Origin of the sequence: Methanosarcina sp. WH1 (assembly GCF_000970005.1) — an archaeon.
Classification (GTDB): domain Archaea; phylum Halobacteriota; class Methanosarcinia; order Methanosarcinales; family Methanosarcinaceae; genus Methanosarcina.
The window spans coordinates 1,170,493-1,187,177 of sequence record NZ_CP009504.1; the positions used below are offsets into that span (position 1 = coordinate 1,170,493).

The 16,685-nt window shown below is 41.0% G+C and carries 15 protein-coding genes; 2 read left to right on the top strand and 13 right to left on the bottom strand.

The window, feature by feature from the left end:
- Positions 1–99: 99 nt before the first annotated feature.
- The 13 genes from MSWH1_RS05295 to MSWH1_RS05355 form a co-directional block, all read right to left on the bottom strand.
- Positions 100–678 (bottom strand): helix-turn-helix domain-containing protein, encoded by a 579-nt coding sequence (locus MSWH1_RS05295; protein ID WP_048126745.1) that lies wholly within the window; start codon positions 676–678, stop codon positions 100–102.
- A 1,043-nt stretch (positions 679–1,721) separates the two neighbouring features.
- The gene (locus tag MSWH1_RS05300; RefSeq protein ID WP_156148077.1) at positions 1,722–2,438 is read right to left on the bottom strand and encodes a hypothetical protein; all 717 of its coding nucleotides are present in this window, start codon (positions 2,436–2,438) and stop codon (positions 1,722–1,724) included.
- 728 nt (positions 2,439–3,166) lie between these two features.
- Positions 3,167–4,264, bottom strand: coding sequence for an NADH:flavin oxidoreductase (locus MSWH1_RS05305; RefSeq protein ID WP_048130244.1), 1,098 nt, complete (start codon positions 4,262–4,264; stop codon positions 3,167–3,169).
- Positions 4,265–4,789: 525 nt separating this feature from the next.
- Positions 4,790–5,503, bottom strand: coding sequence for a cytochrome c biogenesis protein (locus tag MSWH1_RS05310; RefSeq protein WP_048130245.1), 714 nt, complete (start codon positions 5,501–5,503; stop codon positions 4,790–4,792).
- Between the two features lie 281 nt (positions 5,504–5,784).
- Positions 5,785–6,465, bottom strand: a complete 681-nt coding sequence (locus tag MSWH1_RS05315) for a heme exporter protein CcmB (protein WP_048126749.1) — start codon at positions 6,463–6,465, stop codon at positions 5,785–5,787.
- A 107-nt stretch (positions 6,466–6,572) separates the two neighbouring features.
- On the bottom strand, positions 6,573–7,286 hold the full coding sequence (locus MSWH1_RS05320) for an ABC transporter ATP-binding protein (RefSeq protein ID WP_048126751.1): 714 nt from the start codon (positions 7,284–7,286) through the stop codon (positions 6,573–6,575).
- Between the two features lie 127 nt (positions 7,287–7,413).
- Positions 7,414–7,980 (bottom strand): peptide-methionine (S)-S-oxide reductase MsrA, encoded by a 567-nt coding sequence (msrA, locus tag MSWH1_RS05325; RefSeq protein WP_197074026.1) that lies wholly within the window; start codon positions 7,978–7,980, stop codon positions 7,414–7,416.
- 37 nt (positions 7,981–8,017) lie between these two features.
- Positions 8,018–8,602, bottom strand: a complete 585-nt coding sequence (locus MSWH1_RS05330) for a YbhB/YbcL family Raf kinase inhibitor-like protein (RefSeq protein WP_048126753.1) — start codon at positions 8,600–8,602, stop codon at positions 8,018–8,020.
- Positions 8,603–9,351: 749 nt separating this feature from the next.
- The gene (locus tag MSWH1_RS05335; RefSeq protein WP_048126755.1) at positions 9,352–9,558 is read right to left on the bottom strand and encodes a hypothetical protein; all 207 of its coding nucleotides are present in this window, start codon (positions 9,556–9,558) and stop codon (positions 9,352–9,354) included.
- A 240-nt stretch (positions 9,559–9,798) separates the two neighbouring features.
- Positions 9,799–10,677: a DUF362 domain-containing protein gene (locus tag MSWH1_RS05340; RefSeq protein ID WP_048126758.1), complete on the bottom strand. Its 879-nt coding sequence runs from the start codon at positions 10,675–10,677 to the stop codon at positions 9,799–9,801.
- Positions 10,678–11,189: 512 nt separating this feature from the next.
- Entirely contained in the window at positions 11,190–12,389 is a 1,200-nt protein-coding gene (locus MSWH1_RS05345) for a potassium channel family protein (RefSeq protein WP_048126759.1), read from the bottom strand.
- Positions 12,390–12,539: 150 nt separating this feature from the next.
- The gene (locus MSWH1_RS05350; RefSeq protein ID WP_197074027.1) at positions 12,540–13,118 is read right to left on the bottom strand and encodes a magnesium transporter; all 579 of its coding nucleotides are present in this window, start codon (positions 13,116–13,118) and stop codon (positions 12,540–12,542) included.
- Entirely contained in the window at positions 13,115–13,741 is a 627-nt protein-coding gene (locus MSWH1_RS05355) for a magnesium transporter (RefSeq protein WP_048126761.1), read from the bottom strand. The genes MSWH1_RS05350 and MSWH1_RS05355 overlap by 4 nt, the downstream gene beginning before the upstream one ends.
- A gap of 782 nt (positions 13,742–14,523) precedes the next feature.
- On the opposite strand from MSWH1_RS05355, the gene MSWH1_RS05360 reads away from it, so the two are divergent.
- Together MSWH1_RS05360 and MSWH1_RS05365 are read left to right on the top strand one after the other, a co-directional pair.
- On the top strand, positions 14,524–15,627 hold the full coding sequence (locus MSWH1_RS05360; RefSeq protein ID WP_048126763.1) for a hypothetical protein: 1,104 nt from the start codon (positions 14,524–14,526) through the stop codon (positions 15,625–15,627).
- A 268-nt stretch (positions 15,628–15,895) separates the two neighbouring features.
- A complete protein-coding gene (locus MSWH1_RS05365; protein ID WP_231591901.1) occupies positions 15,896–16,510 on the top strand; it encodes a hypothetical protein in 615 nt (204 codons plus the stop codon).
- Positions 16,511–16,685: the final 175 nt, after the last annotated feature.

A 16,685-nucleotide genomic window follows, 5' to 3' on the forward strand; every position in this document is an offset into this window, starting at 1 on the left:
ATTCCCTAGCTCGTAATATTGTACTCAATTATCCAATTTTAATCTAAACTTTGCTCGTTGAAGTCAATTCTTACTCTCTTACCCATCCAACTGAGGCTCTTAGAGAGGAGCATAGACTACAGCCATTATTCGTGCATCCTCTTTTCCCGTTGTATGGACGTCATGTGGGACAATTGAATCGTAATAGATGCTGTCTCCGACACTTAGTTTGTGAACATCCTTGCCATAGAAGATTTCAATTTCTCCGGAAAGGACGTAGATGAACTCCTCCCCTTCATGAGAAGAGAGCTTGTGGCTTTCCTCAGGAGAGGAATGGATGTCAATAATAAATGGCTCCATATGGCGGTCTGCTTTGTCCGATGCAAGGGAGTAAAACTCAAGAGCACTCTTCTTTGGTCTCTCGGTTTTTCCGGAAAAACGGACCACGTTTTCGGATAGTCCTGCCTTTACCACTACAGGCCCACTCTGGGGCATGTCGTCTAGAAAAGTCCCGAGACGGACGCCTAAAGCCCGGGCAATCTTTAAAAGAGGGGTTAAGGAGGGAACGAGTGCTCCGTTTTCTAACTGCTGGATTAACTCCACGCTGCTCTGACTGGCTTCAGCCAGTTCTTCAACAGTCATATCCTGGGCTTCTCTAAGATGGCGTATCTTACTGCCGACACGGTTCTCTTCTGACATAATTATGTTTCCTCACACACATTTTTTAGTTAGAGGGCCTGGCAAAAAAATGTAAACCAGAGTCCCTATAAATAGGCTATAAAGCTTATCCCTTTTGTATCTCTCTATTATAAAAAAGTTTTTGAAATGGCGGAACCTACTAAAAAGCATCAGCTATCGAATTCATACTAAAATAATTAGTTAAAAAAGTATTTTAGAAACTTGTCAAATAATATATAAAATTTAGATTATATAAGATATATGGATTTTATATTATATTTAATGTGCGAGTGACTTGGTACCGTGTGCCAAGCATTGTAAGTAGAATTTTATGGGATATTGCAGAGGGATATTTGGTGACTTCGGGCGGCTCAGGTTATAAATAATAAAGGAAAAGAAAAAAGTTCGTACCATGTAAATTTATACCATAAAACTTTTGAAAAGCCGAGGATGATTTTTTGCAGGTATATACCATAAAACTCACTTTCTGCAGTAAAATTTTGTAGATTCACAATTTCTCATGCTATCTATTTTTCAATCAAATACGGATTTATTGGATTTCTGTGCAGGAGTTAAAAACAGCTAGATGGTGTATTCAGAGCCCAAAAAACGATAGTATTCAATTTCACCAAGTCCCAATTTGACCCTCTATTATTTGAATCTGTTTCAAAAACGCTATCAGAAAAAATATTGATTTTCAAAAAAATACTGCGGAATGTAGGTTGTAATCTGCTTTTTTTGTTTTTAGAGCATTTTTGTCAATTTTGGCAAAATCTCACTTGATTAAAAATGAGAAGTAACAGAGTTTGTGCTGTTACTTTTTATATCTCATATAAAGAGGCACCTTTCATTTAGCTAAACGCATATGTTAATAGGTGACCCAATCATATGGCGTTACTGTGACACCAGTCTGATATGGTGGAATTGAGCCTATAGGCCATACCACATAGTGATAACCTTTTGTATAATATTTGTGATACCCAGAATATAGATTTGTAATACCGCTTGCGATTTCTTCTTTAGTATTGAATCCATAATCAGTTGCTGAAGCTATAGGAGTTGTGCTACTGTCCATATATATATGAAGTTACACTTATTTCAGGGATTGTTGTATATTTATTTGGCAACGTCACTTTAGTGTATGACATATAAAGTAGTTCTCCTGCGCTAGTATCCGGTAATTGAACAGATACGCAAGATACTCCATATATGCCACATGAAATTAGATCTTTAGTTGTGACTTCACCGTCTGCAGTATTTGATTCTGAACTATTAATTGCTGTCATTTGTATTTCACTGGATTGTATTTTATCTGGATCTGGCCAAACCATTGGTTCTGTCTCAAGGCGTTCTACAGTATCTTTAGGAAGTACTTCCAATGATCCTGGATATACCTTTTCCATAAATTCTGCAGTTGTGATATTTGTTCCATATACCTCAGCTAAAACTGTACTTGTATTTTCATTTGTAGTGAAGTGGTATGATTTTGAAAGCATATATGGTTTAATCTCAGCAGATACGCAGGAAGGCAGTGTTTCTCCTTTTTTATTTATGTGCACATCAGATGTTTGAGTGAAAGCAACGTCCATTCCAAGATTATTAATTTTACTTATGATTGGATCGATCTGATCAGTGCACTTTGTAACATCATCCCACGAAGATGCTTCGTTTTCTACTACTTGATTGTAATTTTTGATAGATTTTTGAAGCTCATTGTTTAAACTATTAGTTGTTGAGACGTCAATATTTTCTTTTGCTAATACTTGTGGAATAAACAGCAACCACAAAAAACAATGGATATGGTAAATAGAGTAGTTACTTTCATTAATAATACACTAATTTAATTATATGTATATATTTATTTTATCCATTATTTAGAATATTATTTGTTTTTAAAACCTAATTTGTTTATTTATACAATAAATTTTTTAAAAACATTCATTAATCTATTTTTAGGAACATAGAAAAATCTATAAACAATATATCATGATAAGAAACAGTCTGGATGCGCAACTAAAAGATAGTTCTTAAATTTATACAATAGAAATCATAAAAAATTAAACTATCAGTAATATATATACATATTATAATCTTTTTTTTATCGGAAAAAATACATATAGATATATAAGTTGTACAATACATATAGATAATATGAGTAATACATATAGATAGTATGAGTAATACATATAGATAGTATGAGTACAACTGCAAGTTCTGTTACTACAATGACTACTACTTACACAATACCTAGAGAATTACTCATTGTATTGTTCTTTATTTTGATAGCTTATTTTTTCCATTTATTGTTCCTGAAAAAGAAAAAGTGAAGTAATTGGCATTTTTCAGATTTGATAAAAATATTATTAAACTGGAACATTGTAAACAAAAACCAAAAATCAGTTAGAAGAAAAAGGGAAAATTCGAAAAAAGGAAAATAGAAAAAAGAGAAAACTAGAAAAGAGTAAAATCGGGAAAAAGTAAAAAGTAAAAAACTACCGCTTTCCTGAACTCACTGAAACTCGAAATTGCACCTGATCCCTTTTGGATCAAAACAGAGATTGCAGGATACGCACCTTGCCTTTTTAGCCTCTCCTGATTTAAGCTTTAAAACAATGTCAGGTTCACTGATGAACGTCCTGCTCATTGATATAAGGTCTGCAAACCCGTTTGCAAGAAGATCCTCCATAACAGAAAGAGACCTGATGCCACCTACAAGGATTACCGGGATACCCACTGCACTTTTGATCATCTTTGAGTAGTTCTTGAAATATGCCTCTTTTGCAGGAGAATTAATTGCAGTTTTTATGGTTACCCCACCTGCCTCACCTATCCCTCCGCTGACCTCTATTGCACATATACCTGCCTTTTCAAGAATTTTTGCAATTTCCACGCATTCAGGGGAATCGAGTCCCAGCTCTGCCTTCGCTGAGCCAGGTTGGAAACCATCCGTTGCATTCATTTTCACAAGAATCGGAAAATCGTTCCCTACTTCTTCTTTTATGCGCCTTACTATCTCCGTGACTATCCTTGCCCGGTTTTCTACGGAGCCTCCCCATCTATCAGTCCTCCTGTTCGTGTAAGGGGATATAAAGTTGCTTAAGAGGAAACCGTGGGCGCAGTGGAGCTGGACTCCGTCAAAGCCTGCCGCCTTTGCCCTCACAGCCGCCAGGGTAAAAGCCTCAATCATTTCCAGGATTTCCTTTTCGGTCATCTCCCTGGGGACTACTGACGAATGCCCGTTTTTGACCACTGACGGAGCAATCGGAACCGGGTATTCGTCCGAAGTGTCTGCCTGCCGCCCTCCATGTACAATCTGGAGCACAATTCTGCTTTTGTACCTGTGTACCCTTTCGGTTATCTTTCGGTATGGCTCTATGAAGCGGTCATCATAGATGCCCTGCTGCAGATTGTCGCTCTGCCCTCCGGGGAGGACATAAGAATAGCCAGTTATGATCAGCCCTACTTCATTTATTGCAAGTTCTTCATAGAGATCTCCAAGTCTGGAAGTAGGCGTTCCATCCTTTTCTGCCATAAATTCATGGGTTGCGGACCTCACAAAGCGATTCTGGAGTTTCAGGTTACAGACTGTGATCGGATCAAAAATCATGGGAAAAAATAGGGGAGGGAAGGGTAAATAATTATCCCGGATTCCCGGAAAAAAAGGAAGGGAAATTAGTTCAGACACAAAGCTTCCCTTTGATGCACAGGAAAAAAAAGAAAAAGGAAGGAAAAGAAGGGAAGAAAAGGAAATTAAGTCAAGCAATCTCAATCCCTATTTCCATAGGGTATTTCCGGATTATCTATCAGATTAATGCGCAGATGGAGCCATTGTTAAGTTCTAATTTTTCGAATATGCCATTTTCACTGCTTTCTAACAGGCCATCTGTTGAACTTTCATTGTCTGGATCTGTCATATCTCTGTCATTAACTATTGCTTTCGTTGTTAAAATCGGAATATACCGAAAAAGTCACAATTCCCAGCAAAATAAACCCAACAGTAACCAGAATTTTAAAACGCATAATCTTCCCTCTAAAATTAATAAATTACTCTCTATATCTAGTGTGATCTTTATCTACATTGTGCAATTTATGTAACATATTTTGAAAAAAAGAAATATCAGACTGCCAGATATCAGATTTCTGATTCAGCATATCTACGTGCATCAAGTTCCTCTCCCATCCGCTCATTCTGTACTTTTATGGAATAGAGGGTCAGGAAGAGCAGGAAATAAGCTATGAAATTGACAATGAGGGTAAGTTGAAGTGCTGTCCCTTCAAGTCCTCCTCCGCTTCCGCCTGTGTTTCCTCCAAACATAAGGGGATGAGCCGAGCGCCAGAGCCGGATTGAAAAGAAACTCAGGGGCACGGACATGAAGCCTAAAATTCCGAAGACCGCCGAAAGCCGGGCTCTTTTTTCAGGCTCTTCGAGGGCTTTTCTGAGCATCATGTAGGCGAGGTAAACAAGGAAGAGGACTAGGGAGGTGGTCAGCCTGATATCCCAGATCCAGTACCATCCCCAGGCATCCTTTGCCCAGATTGAACCCGTGACAAGCACCAGGAACGCAAAAAGGGTTCCCACTTCAGCAGCCGAGCGGGCGTAGATGTCCCATTTGAGAGATTTATCCCGGAGGTAGAGGATGCTTGCGGCAAATAAAATTACAAAAGCCAGATAGGATATAATTGCTATTGGCATATGGAAGAAGAATATCCTGAAGCTCCCGCTCAGAACCTCTCCTGCTTCGTCCTTAATCGGAGGCAGGTAGAAAAAGATCATATATACCGCAAGAAGCATTACACTGGCAGTTGCAACTGCCAGTACTCCGGTTTTTCTGGAATTTGATGCCATTTTGTTCACGTGTTTTGATAGGTTAAGATAACAATAATTCAATACCGATACTTGTTATTGACTCGATTCACTTCGTTTATTATTGGTTCGATTTACTTCGTTTATTATTGGTTCGATTTACTTCGTTTATTATTGGTTCGATTTACTTCGTTTATTATTGGTTCGATTTTGATCGCTGTCTTGAAGATTCTTCTGTTTTACTATTTTCCTTTTCCCCTCTTTTTTCTTCTCATCCTTCTTTTTTCCGGCCTGAAAAACCTTAGTCAGATCTTAGTCAGACCTCAGTCTGAAACAACATATTCAAAGACAAGATGTGAGATTACAAAGAACACAAGGTCGTAAACTGTAAGCAGCCTAATTTCAGGAATCAGATTCTCGATGCTGTTTCCGGCAAGAACTCCGGCGGTTGCTTCCACTGCAGGAATCAGGACAGGCAGGAGTACGGGCAGGAGAAGGACAGGCAGGAGAAGTTCTCTGGTACGGGTGCCAAGGGTAAGAGCAGAGAGCAGGATCCCGACAGCAATAAACCCGAAAGTCCCGAGGAAGAGGATGAGCAGGAGCAGGAACAGGGTTCCAATTCCCAGGCTGTAATTGAAAAGTATGATAAAGAAGGGCAGAGTTACAGTTTCCATAAGAAATACAATCGCAAGGTTGGAGAGGATTTTTCCGGTATAAATAGCACCCCTGTCTACAGGGCAGAGCATAAGTGCTTCAAGACAGCCATTTTCAGTTTCCATTACGAAGGTCCTGGAAAACCCGAGCATTCCGGCAAAGGTGAAAGCAATCCAGAGTACGCCGGGAGCAAGTTTTTCGACCTTTTCAGTATCCCCGAGAAAATCACCGAAAGAAACGCTGAAGACCACAAGCACGAGAAGCGAGAAAATAAACATTGAATTAAGCATCTGCTTTGTCCGGAACTCGGCTTTAAGGTCTTTTGCAGCGATATAAAAGCTCCGGATCATTTTTTAAACTCCTGTTTCCACGTGATCTATTATTTAATCCTGATTTCAATATTTATCTGTTTATATTTTTTCATTTTTAATTGTGTTTTTGCTCTTGATTTTCTGTATCATGCGAGCATGAAGCCGCATTTTTCTCTGAATTCCTGAAGCCCTGAGAAATTTTCCTTAAATCCATCATATACAAACTTTCCCTTATTCAGGATAAGGACCCTATCGCAGAGGGCAAAGCTCCGTTCAAGGTCGTGGGAAACCATTAATTTTGTGCTCCTCTGGAATTCAGGGCTTTTGAGGAGATTTTCGAATACCAGGGTGGCTCCGGGGTCAAGACCTGTATAGGGTTCGTCCAGAAGGAGAAGGGAAGGCCTGTGAAGCAGAGCCCTTGCAATGGAAAGCCTCTGTTTCATGCCTCTTGAAAAAGTGCTGACCCTTTCGTCCGCTTTTGTTACAAGCCCTACCTCATTTAAAAGCTGTAAAATTCTCTTTTCAAGTTCCTGACCATTTATTCCATACATTTTCCCAAAAAAATGCAGGTTTTCTTTTGCAGTAAGATCTCCATAGAGGTAGGAATCGTGGGAAAGCATCCCTATTTCTTTACGGACTTTTTCCGGTTCTTTAGTTATGTTAAACCCGGCCACGAAAACAGAGCCTCCGGTAGGCTCGATCAGGGTCGAGATCAACTTCAATAGAGTGGTCTTTCCAGCTCCGTTGGGGCCAAAAACAACCGCAAATTCGCCTTTTTTTAGGTCAAGGTCAAGGGCTTTCAGGACAGGAGTTTTCCCGTAAACTTTTGATAGTTCCCTTATGGAGACCGCGTTTTCCATCGGCACTACTTTGAGAATCCCTCTAAATTAATCTTTTTATATGGTTTGTGCTGTATCTGTGTAGCTTTGTACTGGATTAATGACTCCATATTTACACTTTTTTGTCTACGGAGCCTGTCTCCAACAGTTATTTCTTAAAACTCCTTAGTATATTCTGCAAAAACCCCTTCTTTTCAAAGTACTGCTGGTGATAATCTTCTGCCATATAGAAATCAGATACCGGCACTATCTCGGTTACTATAGGATTTTTGAAAGTGCTTGACTTCTCGAGTTCTTCCTTTGAGGCTAGAGCAGTAGCTTTTTGCTCCTCGTTGTGGTAAAAAATCACGGAGCGGTACTGTTTTCCTGCATCAGGTCCCTGTCTGTCCTTTGTGGTCGGGTCATGGACCTTCCAGAAAACATCCAGCAAGTTCTTATAAGATACAACCCCTGGGTTGAAAATGACCCTTACGGCCTCTGCATGCCCAGTATTAAGGGTGCAGACCTGCTCGTAAGTAGGCTTTTCAAACTGCCCTCCGCTGTAGCCAACCGCAGTTGCAATCACGCCTTTAACCTGCCGGAAAGCCTCTTCAATTCCCCAGAAACAGCCTGCAGCAAAGGTTGCTTTTTCCAGGCCTTCTCCTGGATTTTCAAATACATCTGTACTCTCTTCAAGCGTTGCGTTTCTCTGTTCAGCTTTTTTATTACCTTCCACTATTTCCCCCCTCAATCTTCAAGGAAATTTTCTCTGCTCAGGTTTTACCGTATTTTCCCATCAGTTCCCCTTCGGCAATAATGTGCCCTATCATTTCGCTTTCAAGCTCTTTTCTCCCGGCCTCTGCTTTGAGCTCAAGCTGCCTGTTCAGCGCATAAACCCTGAAGAAGTACCTGTGTGTGCCCGAGGAAGGGCATGGACCACCATAGCCGATCTTCCTGAAGTTATTTATTCCCTCTATTCCAGGGATACTATCCTCCTCTATTTTTGCTACCGGCTCAATATTCCAGACGACCCAGTGAGTAAATGGATTCATGGGAGTATCAGGATCGTCCATGATCAGTACCAGACTTTCGGCTTCCTCAGGAATGTTCGCGAATTCCAGAGGCGGATTTATGTTTTCCCCATTACATGTATATTTTCTGGGGATAGTACTGTTAGATTCAAACGCACTGCTAAAAACCTTTATAATCTGGATGTCCATATTCTCATCCTCTTTGCTGGTATCAGAAGATCCTTCATCTGCAGGTGCTTCAACCTGCCTATTTTTTATACATCCCGATATCAGGAGCACCCCTGCAAACAGGAACATTAAAACAACTGCTCTGGCTTTTCTGTTCATGCACAGCACAAGTTCCTGAGATCAGAGTAAATTGCTCAACACTATAATGTTAAAGGAGCATTAAAACAACTGCTCCGGCTTTTCTGTTCATGCACAGCACCAGTTCCTGAGATCAGAGTAAATTGTTTAACACTATAATGTTAAGGCTGAAGAGATATAACCTTAAGGATATTTATAAGAAGAAGCGTAAAACCCATGAAATCTTAATTTCATGGGATATAAGCGTCAACTTCCTCAACATTAAACCTTTTTCCAAGAGTTCGCCATCAGGCTTGATATGTCTTGAATAAATCCACTGTACCAAGTTCGTATTCATGTAAAGCCTAAACGGACGAATGGACAGAACTCAGTAGGGATGGTATAGCCCGAATTAACGTTCATGGAGATGCCGATAGTCTTCTATGAAGTGAGAAGCCGCTAAGTCTTTAGCTTAGGGGTAGTTCACCTCAGAACCCAACTTTAAAACTTGAATTGAGATACCATAATAAATTAATTTGAAATCCGACCTTAAGGTCTGGACCTCTTAAATATAACTTAAATTGACCAGACTTAAATTTCCCGAACTCAACTTCCAGTACGGTTTAAGTCCGTTTTCGGTTTAAGTCCGTTTTTTGGAATTGCCTGGCTGCACCACCGATATTGATGACTCTGGTAACCTGAAAACCCAGGTTTAAAAAATAAACTGCAGCTCAGGAACCATTCTTTAAAGCCGTCGACTGTTAAGGATAAAACTCTGAAAGGCAGCTTATTCAATCTTCAACTTCAAGAGCCTGAATTATATCGTTAACTGTCAACTCTCCTTTACCCACGCGTCGTACAAGTGGATAAATAAAAGAACAGTCATCAATTGCTGCCCAGCGAGCTTCGCCTACACGTCTTATAACGTCGTTCATAATTTTGCCACAATCGGTGCAGTATCTTGCATCACTCTCTATTCCACAAATTTCGCAGTTCATAGAAAACACCTCAATAACTATGGGGCTGTTGAAAATAAATAAATTTTGGTGATCAGTGAGAATAACTGCACAGCCATTGAAAAACGGGAGCTGAAATGATTAGAGCTACCGGAAAATTTCTCTTTTAAGCTGCTCAGGTTTTCACCCTCTGACAGCTCTAATTCTCCCGGAAACGATGGCACTTTCGGAAATCTGACACTTCAGGAGAGCTTTTTCAGATAACATCAGGTAACAGGCAGGTCAGGTAAGGTTGGCAATAATTTCGTTTATCTCCTCTACCCCGGAGCCCTTTACCACGACTTCTTCTTTGCTGCGCGTCCCCAATCCCAATTCCACAGCCTTTTTGATCTGGGGTTGATCCCAGACTGAATTCCCCTGAATTTTCGTAACCGTGCCCAGGGTTTTCAGAAGGGCAAGGCCGACGGTGTCGTTTGCGATCACATCCGGGCTTGCAAGGACAATTCCCGGTTCTCTCAGAGTTCCTATATTCGGGCCGTTGGTCACAAAGCACTTTGTAGCATCCGAGATATAGAAATCAGGCTTATAAACGAGATTGGACTCGGCAATCATGTTTCCGAAGAGCACATCCATCCCCTGTCCGTGAGGGAGTTGCCTCCTGTCCCTGTCTGCAGTTATGCTGATCTGGGACTTAAGGCCCATAGTAAACGTTGCAGTCCAGTGAGTCTTGATTACCGGAAGGGCAATTGAGTAATCTATAGACGACAGAAACTCAGGCACATCAAATCCTCGCGGCCAGGAGTAAGCCTTCCTGGGTTCCACATGTTCGCGTTTCATGTGGTCAAACGTCAGGATTTCATCAACTCCTTCAGCCTCAGCAACTTGCCAGAGCCCCAATTTTTTGAGCACCTCCTCCGTGTTCAGCGAACTCATCGACTTCTCAGCCACGATTATTTTTCCTGGATTGTATCTTTTTACTTCTCTGATAACGCCCCTCAATACCTCAGGGTTTGTCGAACCCGGAGCTGGGTCTGCGGTATTTGCGTTCGGTCGGATCAACACAGTTGCCCTTTCCTTAATTTTGAGCCCGCCTGCAAGCTCCACAGCTATTCTTACGGATTCCAGAGTATCCTCATTTCTAGAAAGTCCAACAATTGCCATAGCAACCTCCATAGAGTAATTGTAACCCGATGTATAAAAATCAGAAATAAAATGAAAAACGAAGACGAAAGAATAATGGAGACAGAAGAAATAAAAAGTAGCATCAAAAAGATTATTTTTTTAGATTGAATTTAATTCCGCCTTGTTTGTTACTTACCTGTAGTTTTTTCTCTTCTTTCACTATTTTTGTAAGACTACTCTCCTGCGTCGAGCGTGACAAAAACGACATAGTACCGTGAATAAGGTTGTATGGGTTCAGAAGGTCTATTATTTAGTCCACTTGAGCGAATCTCCCTGCTAAAACCCATTAAGTAGTTCTTGAGCGCAGCTCTTTACTCTAATCCTTCAAGTATTCCTCTTGAGCACAGCGAAAAGGACCGCGTACTGTTGCGATTACATCGCAATTCCCAGAAAATCTCTGATTTCCTGCGATCCCGAGGCGCAATTCGGGAGGCGCAACTGGGGAGATTCAACTGGGGAAATTCAACTGGGGAGATTCAACTGGGGTAAATTTATTGTCGTAACTTGCACTCGCACATCTCTATGAGTGCCCCTTCTCCAATCCTGGAACCGCGGGCAATAAGCATGTCTCCTGCCTGGACAACAGTATTGCCTTTAGGAGCATAGACCCAGCGTTCAGCCCTCTTGATTGCCATTACATGCAGCCCGGTTTCTGTTTCGAGTCTCAGTTCCGAGAAGGTCTTGCCAACTATTGGAGAACATTTTTCGACCTGCAGCCGGGTGATTACTTCTTCGGAGTTCCGGACTGCAAGGGTAATGATCGGGTGGAGCTCAATATCCCTCAGGACGGTATCTGCAATTCCGTAGGCGGCATCTGAAATCGCTTCCGAGGCACTGGCAAGGTGCAGGATTCCCCTGAGCACGTTTACATCTTCAACGTGTTTTGCAGTTTCAAGTACCCAGTGCTGAAGTTCGTACTTCATGGAATCCATTTCTGACTCAAGGGCACTGACCTCATATGCAATATCTTCGTTATCGAAGAGGATCGCAGAGTAAGCAAGCCCTACTGAGAGTTCAGACATGTTTTTCATGTCCACGATTATGTCCACTGCGTGTTCAAGGTCCTTTAAGGCTGTATCGTGTTCGATTTCTTTCGGAACAAACTTCTTTGTCGTCGCCATTTGAAATAAAAGAGGAACCCCTTCATCGTGCCCTCTGGAGATCAGCACATCTCCCGGACGGATCCGGGTTTCCTTATCAGGGTCATAAATCCAGTCTTCACTTCTGCGGATTGCAATTACCCACATCCCGGTTTCGATATCAAGTTCAAGGTCACCAAGAGTGCGTCCGGTCATTACAGATTCTGCAGCAACGGTTGCCCTGACAATGGTTTCTTCTGCTTCCCTGAGGGCTACCTTCAGCTCCATAGGAATGCCCATATTCATGAGAACGATTTTGGCAATGTCGCCTGCAGCGTTTGCTATATTTTCCGAGGATGCAGCAACCTTCAAAACTCCCAGGAGTTCTTCAGCTTCGTCAACCCTGCGTGTGCTTAACATTGCAGCCATCTTCATATTATAGTCGAGGGTATCCATTTTATCTTCAAGGTTAAGCACCTCTTCTGCGATGTCCTCATCATCATAGACCATTGCAGAATACGCAAGGTCTACCATGAGTTCGGAAGTATCCTTCATCTCAGTCAAAAGGTCTATAAGATTCCTTGGACTGTATCTGAATTCTTTAGGGAACATGGTCTCTGTATCAACTCTACCTTATTGTTAGTGTGTATAAGTATATACCTCATAGTAATTATTAATTTTTGAATTATTCCTAATTGAAAGGCTTATTAAATTAAATATAAATGTTCCTGATAAAAGTGATGCTATTAAGTTGCATCCCATTTATAAAATCTCCAGCAAATGCAGGGCTATGAAGATTCCCATAACCCCCACAAGGTCTCCAAGACTCGCTATAATAGGTATAACAGTATCATCAGGATCTATCCCGAAGCGGTGAGAAGCAAAGGCGATGACAATCGTTGCAGAGTATACAACTGTAAGTTCTATAACAACTGCAATAAGGCTGATTTCTAGCAGGGTAAGGAATGACATCCCAAACCCCATAAATTTACTTGCAATGAAAACCAGCACACTGACGGAAATTGAAGAAACAAAGCCCACAATTGCTGCTGCAGTAACGCTGTTATGTACCACGGGGTTTCTGTAAATCCGGTCCCCAAGTCCCATATGGAAGGCAGATGAGAGTCTGGCTCCCAGCATGCTGCCCGTGTCACCTCCTATCTTGATAAGGGAAGGGATAAGGATCAGGATTGCAGGCATAGAAAGCAGGCTGTTTTCTCTTGTGTTAAGTATCTGCCCTACAATGATCCCTATTACGCAGGTAATCGAAAGTACGGGAAGCCCACGCTGGATAATACCACTTACAGTGTAATAGCTGGTCTGGCTCCCTTTTTTTCTCAAAGCATCATCACCAGTTTTGCTGAAAGAAAAAGCATGAACATAGAAACAATATCCCCGATAGTTGCAATTGAAGGAGTAACAACATTATCGGGATCAAAGCCGAACCTGAACATACCTATGGCAAGCAGGACAGCAACAAAAGAAAGGATTACTCCGGAAGTAAGGGCAGAAATCACACAGATCAGGATTAGCTTAAAAGCTCCCGCACTTTCAAAACCCAGGGCAAGGGTAACAAAATGTCCTAAAAACCCGAGCATGATCGCCATAATAAAACCTAGGAGAAGGGACCCTGAAATGTTATTTGTCAGCTCAGGATTGTTTCTGTCTATGTCAGTGATCAGCCCCATATGAATTGCACTGCCCAGCCTGGAACCAAGGGTTGAGGAAATATTCCCACGTAGCCCGAGCAAGCCAGGATAAATAACAATTAATCCGGGAATCATTTCAAGTTCACTGGTCATTCCTGATAAAATGATCCCTGCAATCACCCCTCCTACAGTCGCCATAAGCTCAAAAGGCAGCGCCTCACGTACTATTGAAGAGACACTCGCATACTCGCTGAGATATCTGTCTATATACTGGGATTCGAAGATATCTTCATCCCTGTGCGACTCGGAGGGCATGCGACTGTATTATACGCTGATAATATTAAAATAATAGCCAACTCTTGAAAATCGGGTTTGTGAAAAATTTTTCGATTTCAAGTCTGTACAAAATAATAGAAATAAACTCAACTTTAGTTATTGAAGGTGGCAATTTACCCGATATTACGAAGAAGTCGGATAAATCCCAATCTTATATTTCACCAAATTTTGAAGTTGTTGTCGTTTTTGCCGTCACTTTGTAATCAATAGAGCAGTTCATGGAAAAATTTCTGAATTTCCAATGAGACAAAGTTTTGATGTAATGAAGTTGGGTGGGTTTTTGGGGGACGCGAAGCCTGCAAACAGTGTAACTCGGAGTTATTTACAGGCTTATGGAGGAAAGCAGGGGTAGAGAACAACAAGCCTTCGTGCGATCTCCTTGCCACGGGTCTGTGGGGCTTTCACAAATATAATTTAAAATGAACCAATATCGTGCCGTGCTACTCTCTTTTTTATATAACTGTTTGAATGCGAATGAAAGGATGCTTATATATATAGTTTCTGACCACGGTCTTTAACAATCAACGTTCGGGGAAAAATTGCAGGCCCAAAACGAGTATTGAAGATAGATTGTTTGAGAATTTACACAGAAAACTTATAAGGAGTTAGATAAGAGGGATTTATGGAGTTCAAAAGTATTTCCCGTACCATACGAACTCCATAAAATACACCCTAAAAGGCAGTGATTATGTTAGTTTTGTCTGTATTTAAGCTTGCCTGATCCTGCCTCCTAAGGGAAAAATAACTTAGGAGTTAGATAAATGATTAAGAACAAAATGGAAATAGGAATACTTATTTTGGCAATGCTGGTTGGTATGGCGTTGATACCACCAGCAATGGCTTCCACCGAAGAACAGCAAACCAACCTAACTAAAGATCCTGTTCAGTTAAAAATTGAGGCTTTGGAAGCTGAGATGGGTGAAGAAGGAATGAAGGAAGTTGCTGATTATCTGGAGCTACAGGCTTCTTTACCAGATGTTGTGAAACAGATGCCATATAGTGGGCTTGCTTTTGCTGCTACAGATCCTGAAAGTCAAGCCATTAAAATGGGATATATTGATAACTTCGATGTTTCTAAGAAGGAAAAAAAGAGGTACAAAGCTGGACTGCAAGACATATGGGATAGGTATCCGAATAATATCACGACGGATGACTATGCTTTCATGAGTGAGTTGGGTCCAATGATTGAAGAAGAAGCTTTAAAGGAATATCTGGTTGTTGGCGTAAGGTGGTATGCAAATTCTCATCAAGATTTTGCTTACTATGCTTGTGACGGGTCTGCTTATGCAAGTTATGCTGAAGATGCAGCTGATGACCCCGATGTTTCTGGCTTTGAGCTTCCGGGATATCGGTACTATAATCATTACTGGGATGCTTATTGGCATGTAGGAGGCGCACCAGGGTGTTGTGATGCTTATGCAGGTGGTGCGCAAATCTGGGCTGATAATGGACGTATGGCGGACGCACATCACGACTTTGGAATTTCCAGTCACTATTTGTCGGATGCTGGCAATCCGTTCCATTCAAAAGGAGCAGTTGATCAGGTTGGGAATTTCGTTGCGAATCTGTTCACCAGTAATAACCATGATTTGTATGAGCAATACATCTCTAATAATTGGGGTTCAGGAGCTAATTTTGGTAGCTATGTCAGTAGCAATACTCAATCTATTACTGTGACTGATCCAGAACAGGCAGTTAAAGATAACGCTGATTATAGTGCTCAGTATTATGACTATATTTGGGATAAGGTGAATAACCATCCTGACACGTTTGGTTCATATTTCTACGTACAGTACTATACTCTCCTATGTGTCCAAAAAACTGCAAAGTATAACCATGGGTTGTATGATTATATTATGACATAATCTGAAATGGGTTTATATTTAAGAAGATGCCTTCAAAGGCATCTCTTTCTTTACTACTATTTTTCCCTATCATGGACAAGAAACAAGTTATTACCGTGGTTCAGTAAGTTGTCAAATTTATGTTTGATTTAGATCCTTCCCAGGAGTGGATAGGTGATGAAATATGAGGACTCGTTACAAAATAATTGTACTATTACTGATCATTTCTGCTGTGTTGCTGTCTATCTGGTGGCAAGAGCAGAAGGAGAGGATATATGAAAGGAATCACATGAGTAGTTATGATTACCGTGTCGAGTTGACTACGGATTCGACTCTGAGCAATGTTACTCTTTACCTTCCGCTCCCGGTGATAAACAACACATCATCCGTAGGCACAGATATCGTAGAGAATCATTTCAATGACTATGATCGTTCATGGAAATATGCTCTTGTGGATACGGAGCACGGACTAATGCTTTCTATAAATAATGAGAAAATAGAGCCAAAATACGCTACCAGAAGTAGAGATTCAAAGAAGATTCTGCATCCAAGTATATTTAGAACAATCTTATTCACTAACCAGACCATAGATACAATGAACCCGCTGGGCAATGAAATGGTTCTTATGCCCAAATACAATCTCACGCAGAATGTCACCAGAAGGCCTTATCCACCGGCATCTGAGATATTTGATTATGAAAGCAATATGTATGCCTGCTATAATGCCTCCTCGAATGCAAACGTCAGCATTTCCATTCGCCTGCACGGAAGTAATGGATGGTGGATCGGAGGATGGCTGTATAACAGTTATTGGGAAGATATGAATATTATGTTGTCCGGACCTCAGGATGGATGGACAACAGTAAATGGTCAACTTTTTGCAGGAGAAGGAACGTACTATTAATATGATACGTCGCCTGTTTTAAGAGGCTTCTTCCTTATTTATTACCTGTTATGCCCTAATCAATCCTAACATTTTACTTGCAGAATGTGACATCTAAGAAAAAGGTCAAATTAACCCTGGTTTGAAAAATAGGGTTTTTTAAAGTTCTTTATGTGTGAATTTTCTGTCTTCCTAC

Coding starts and splice junctions, on each gene's coding strand:
- MSWH1_RS05340 (WP_048126758.1), bottom strand. CDS start 10,677: ATGGCAATTGTTGGACTTTCTAGAAATGAGGATACTCTGGAATCCGTA.
- MSWH1_RS05320 (WP_048126751.1), bottom strand. CDS start 7,286: ATGGAAAACGCGGTCTCCATAAGGGAACTATCAAAAGTTTACGGGAAA.
- MSWH1_RS05360 (WP_048126763.1), top strand. CDS start 14,524: ATGATTAAGAACAAAATGGAAATAGGAATACTTATTTTGGCAATGCTG.
- MSWH1_RS05335 (WP_048126755.1), bottom strand. CDS start 9,558: ATGAACTGCGAAATTTGTGGAATAGAGAGTGATGCAAGATACTGCACC.
- MSWH1_RS05330 (WP_048126753.1), bottom strand. CDS start 8,602: ATGAACAGAAAAGCCAGAGCAGTTGTTTTAATGTTCCTGTTTGCAGGG.
- MSWH1_RS05295 (WP_048126745.1), bottom strand. CDS start 678: ATGTCAGAAGAGAACCGTGTCGGCAGTAAGATACGCCATCTTAGAGAA.
- MSWH1_RS05315 (WP_048126749.1), bottom strand. CDS start 6,465: ATGATCCGGAGCTTTTATATCGCTGCAAAAGACCTTAAAGCCGAGTTC.
- MSWH1_RS05365 (WP_231591901.1), top strand. CDS start 15,896: ATGAGTAGTTATGATTACCGTGTCGAGTTGACTACGGATTCGACTCTG.
- MSWH1_RS05310 (WP_048130245.1), bottom strand. CDS start 5,503: ATGGCATCAAATTCCAGAAAAACCGGAGTACTGGCAGTTGCAACTGCC.
- MSWH1_RS05345 (WP_048126759.1), bottom strand. CDS start 12,389: ATGTTCCCTAAAGAATTCAGATACAGTCCAAGGAATCTTATAGACCTT.
- MSWH1_RS05305 (WP_048130244.1), bottom strand. CDS start 4,264: ATGATTTTTGATCCGATCACAGTCTGTAACCTGAAACTCCAGAATCGC.
- MSWH1_RS05355 (WP_048126761.1), bottom strand. CDS start 13,741: ATGCCCTCCGAGTCGCACAGGGATGAAGATATCTTCGAATCCCAGTAT.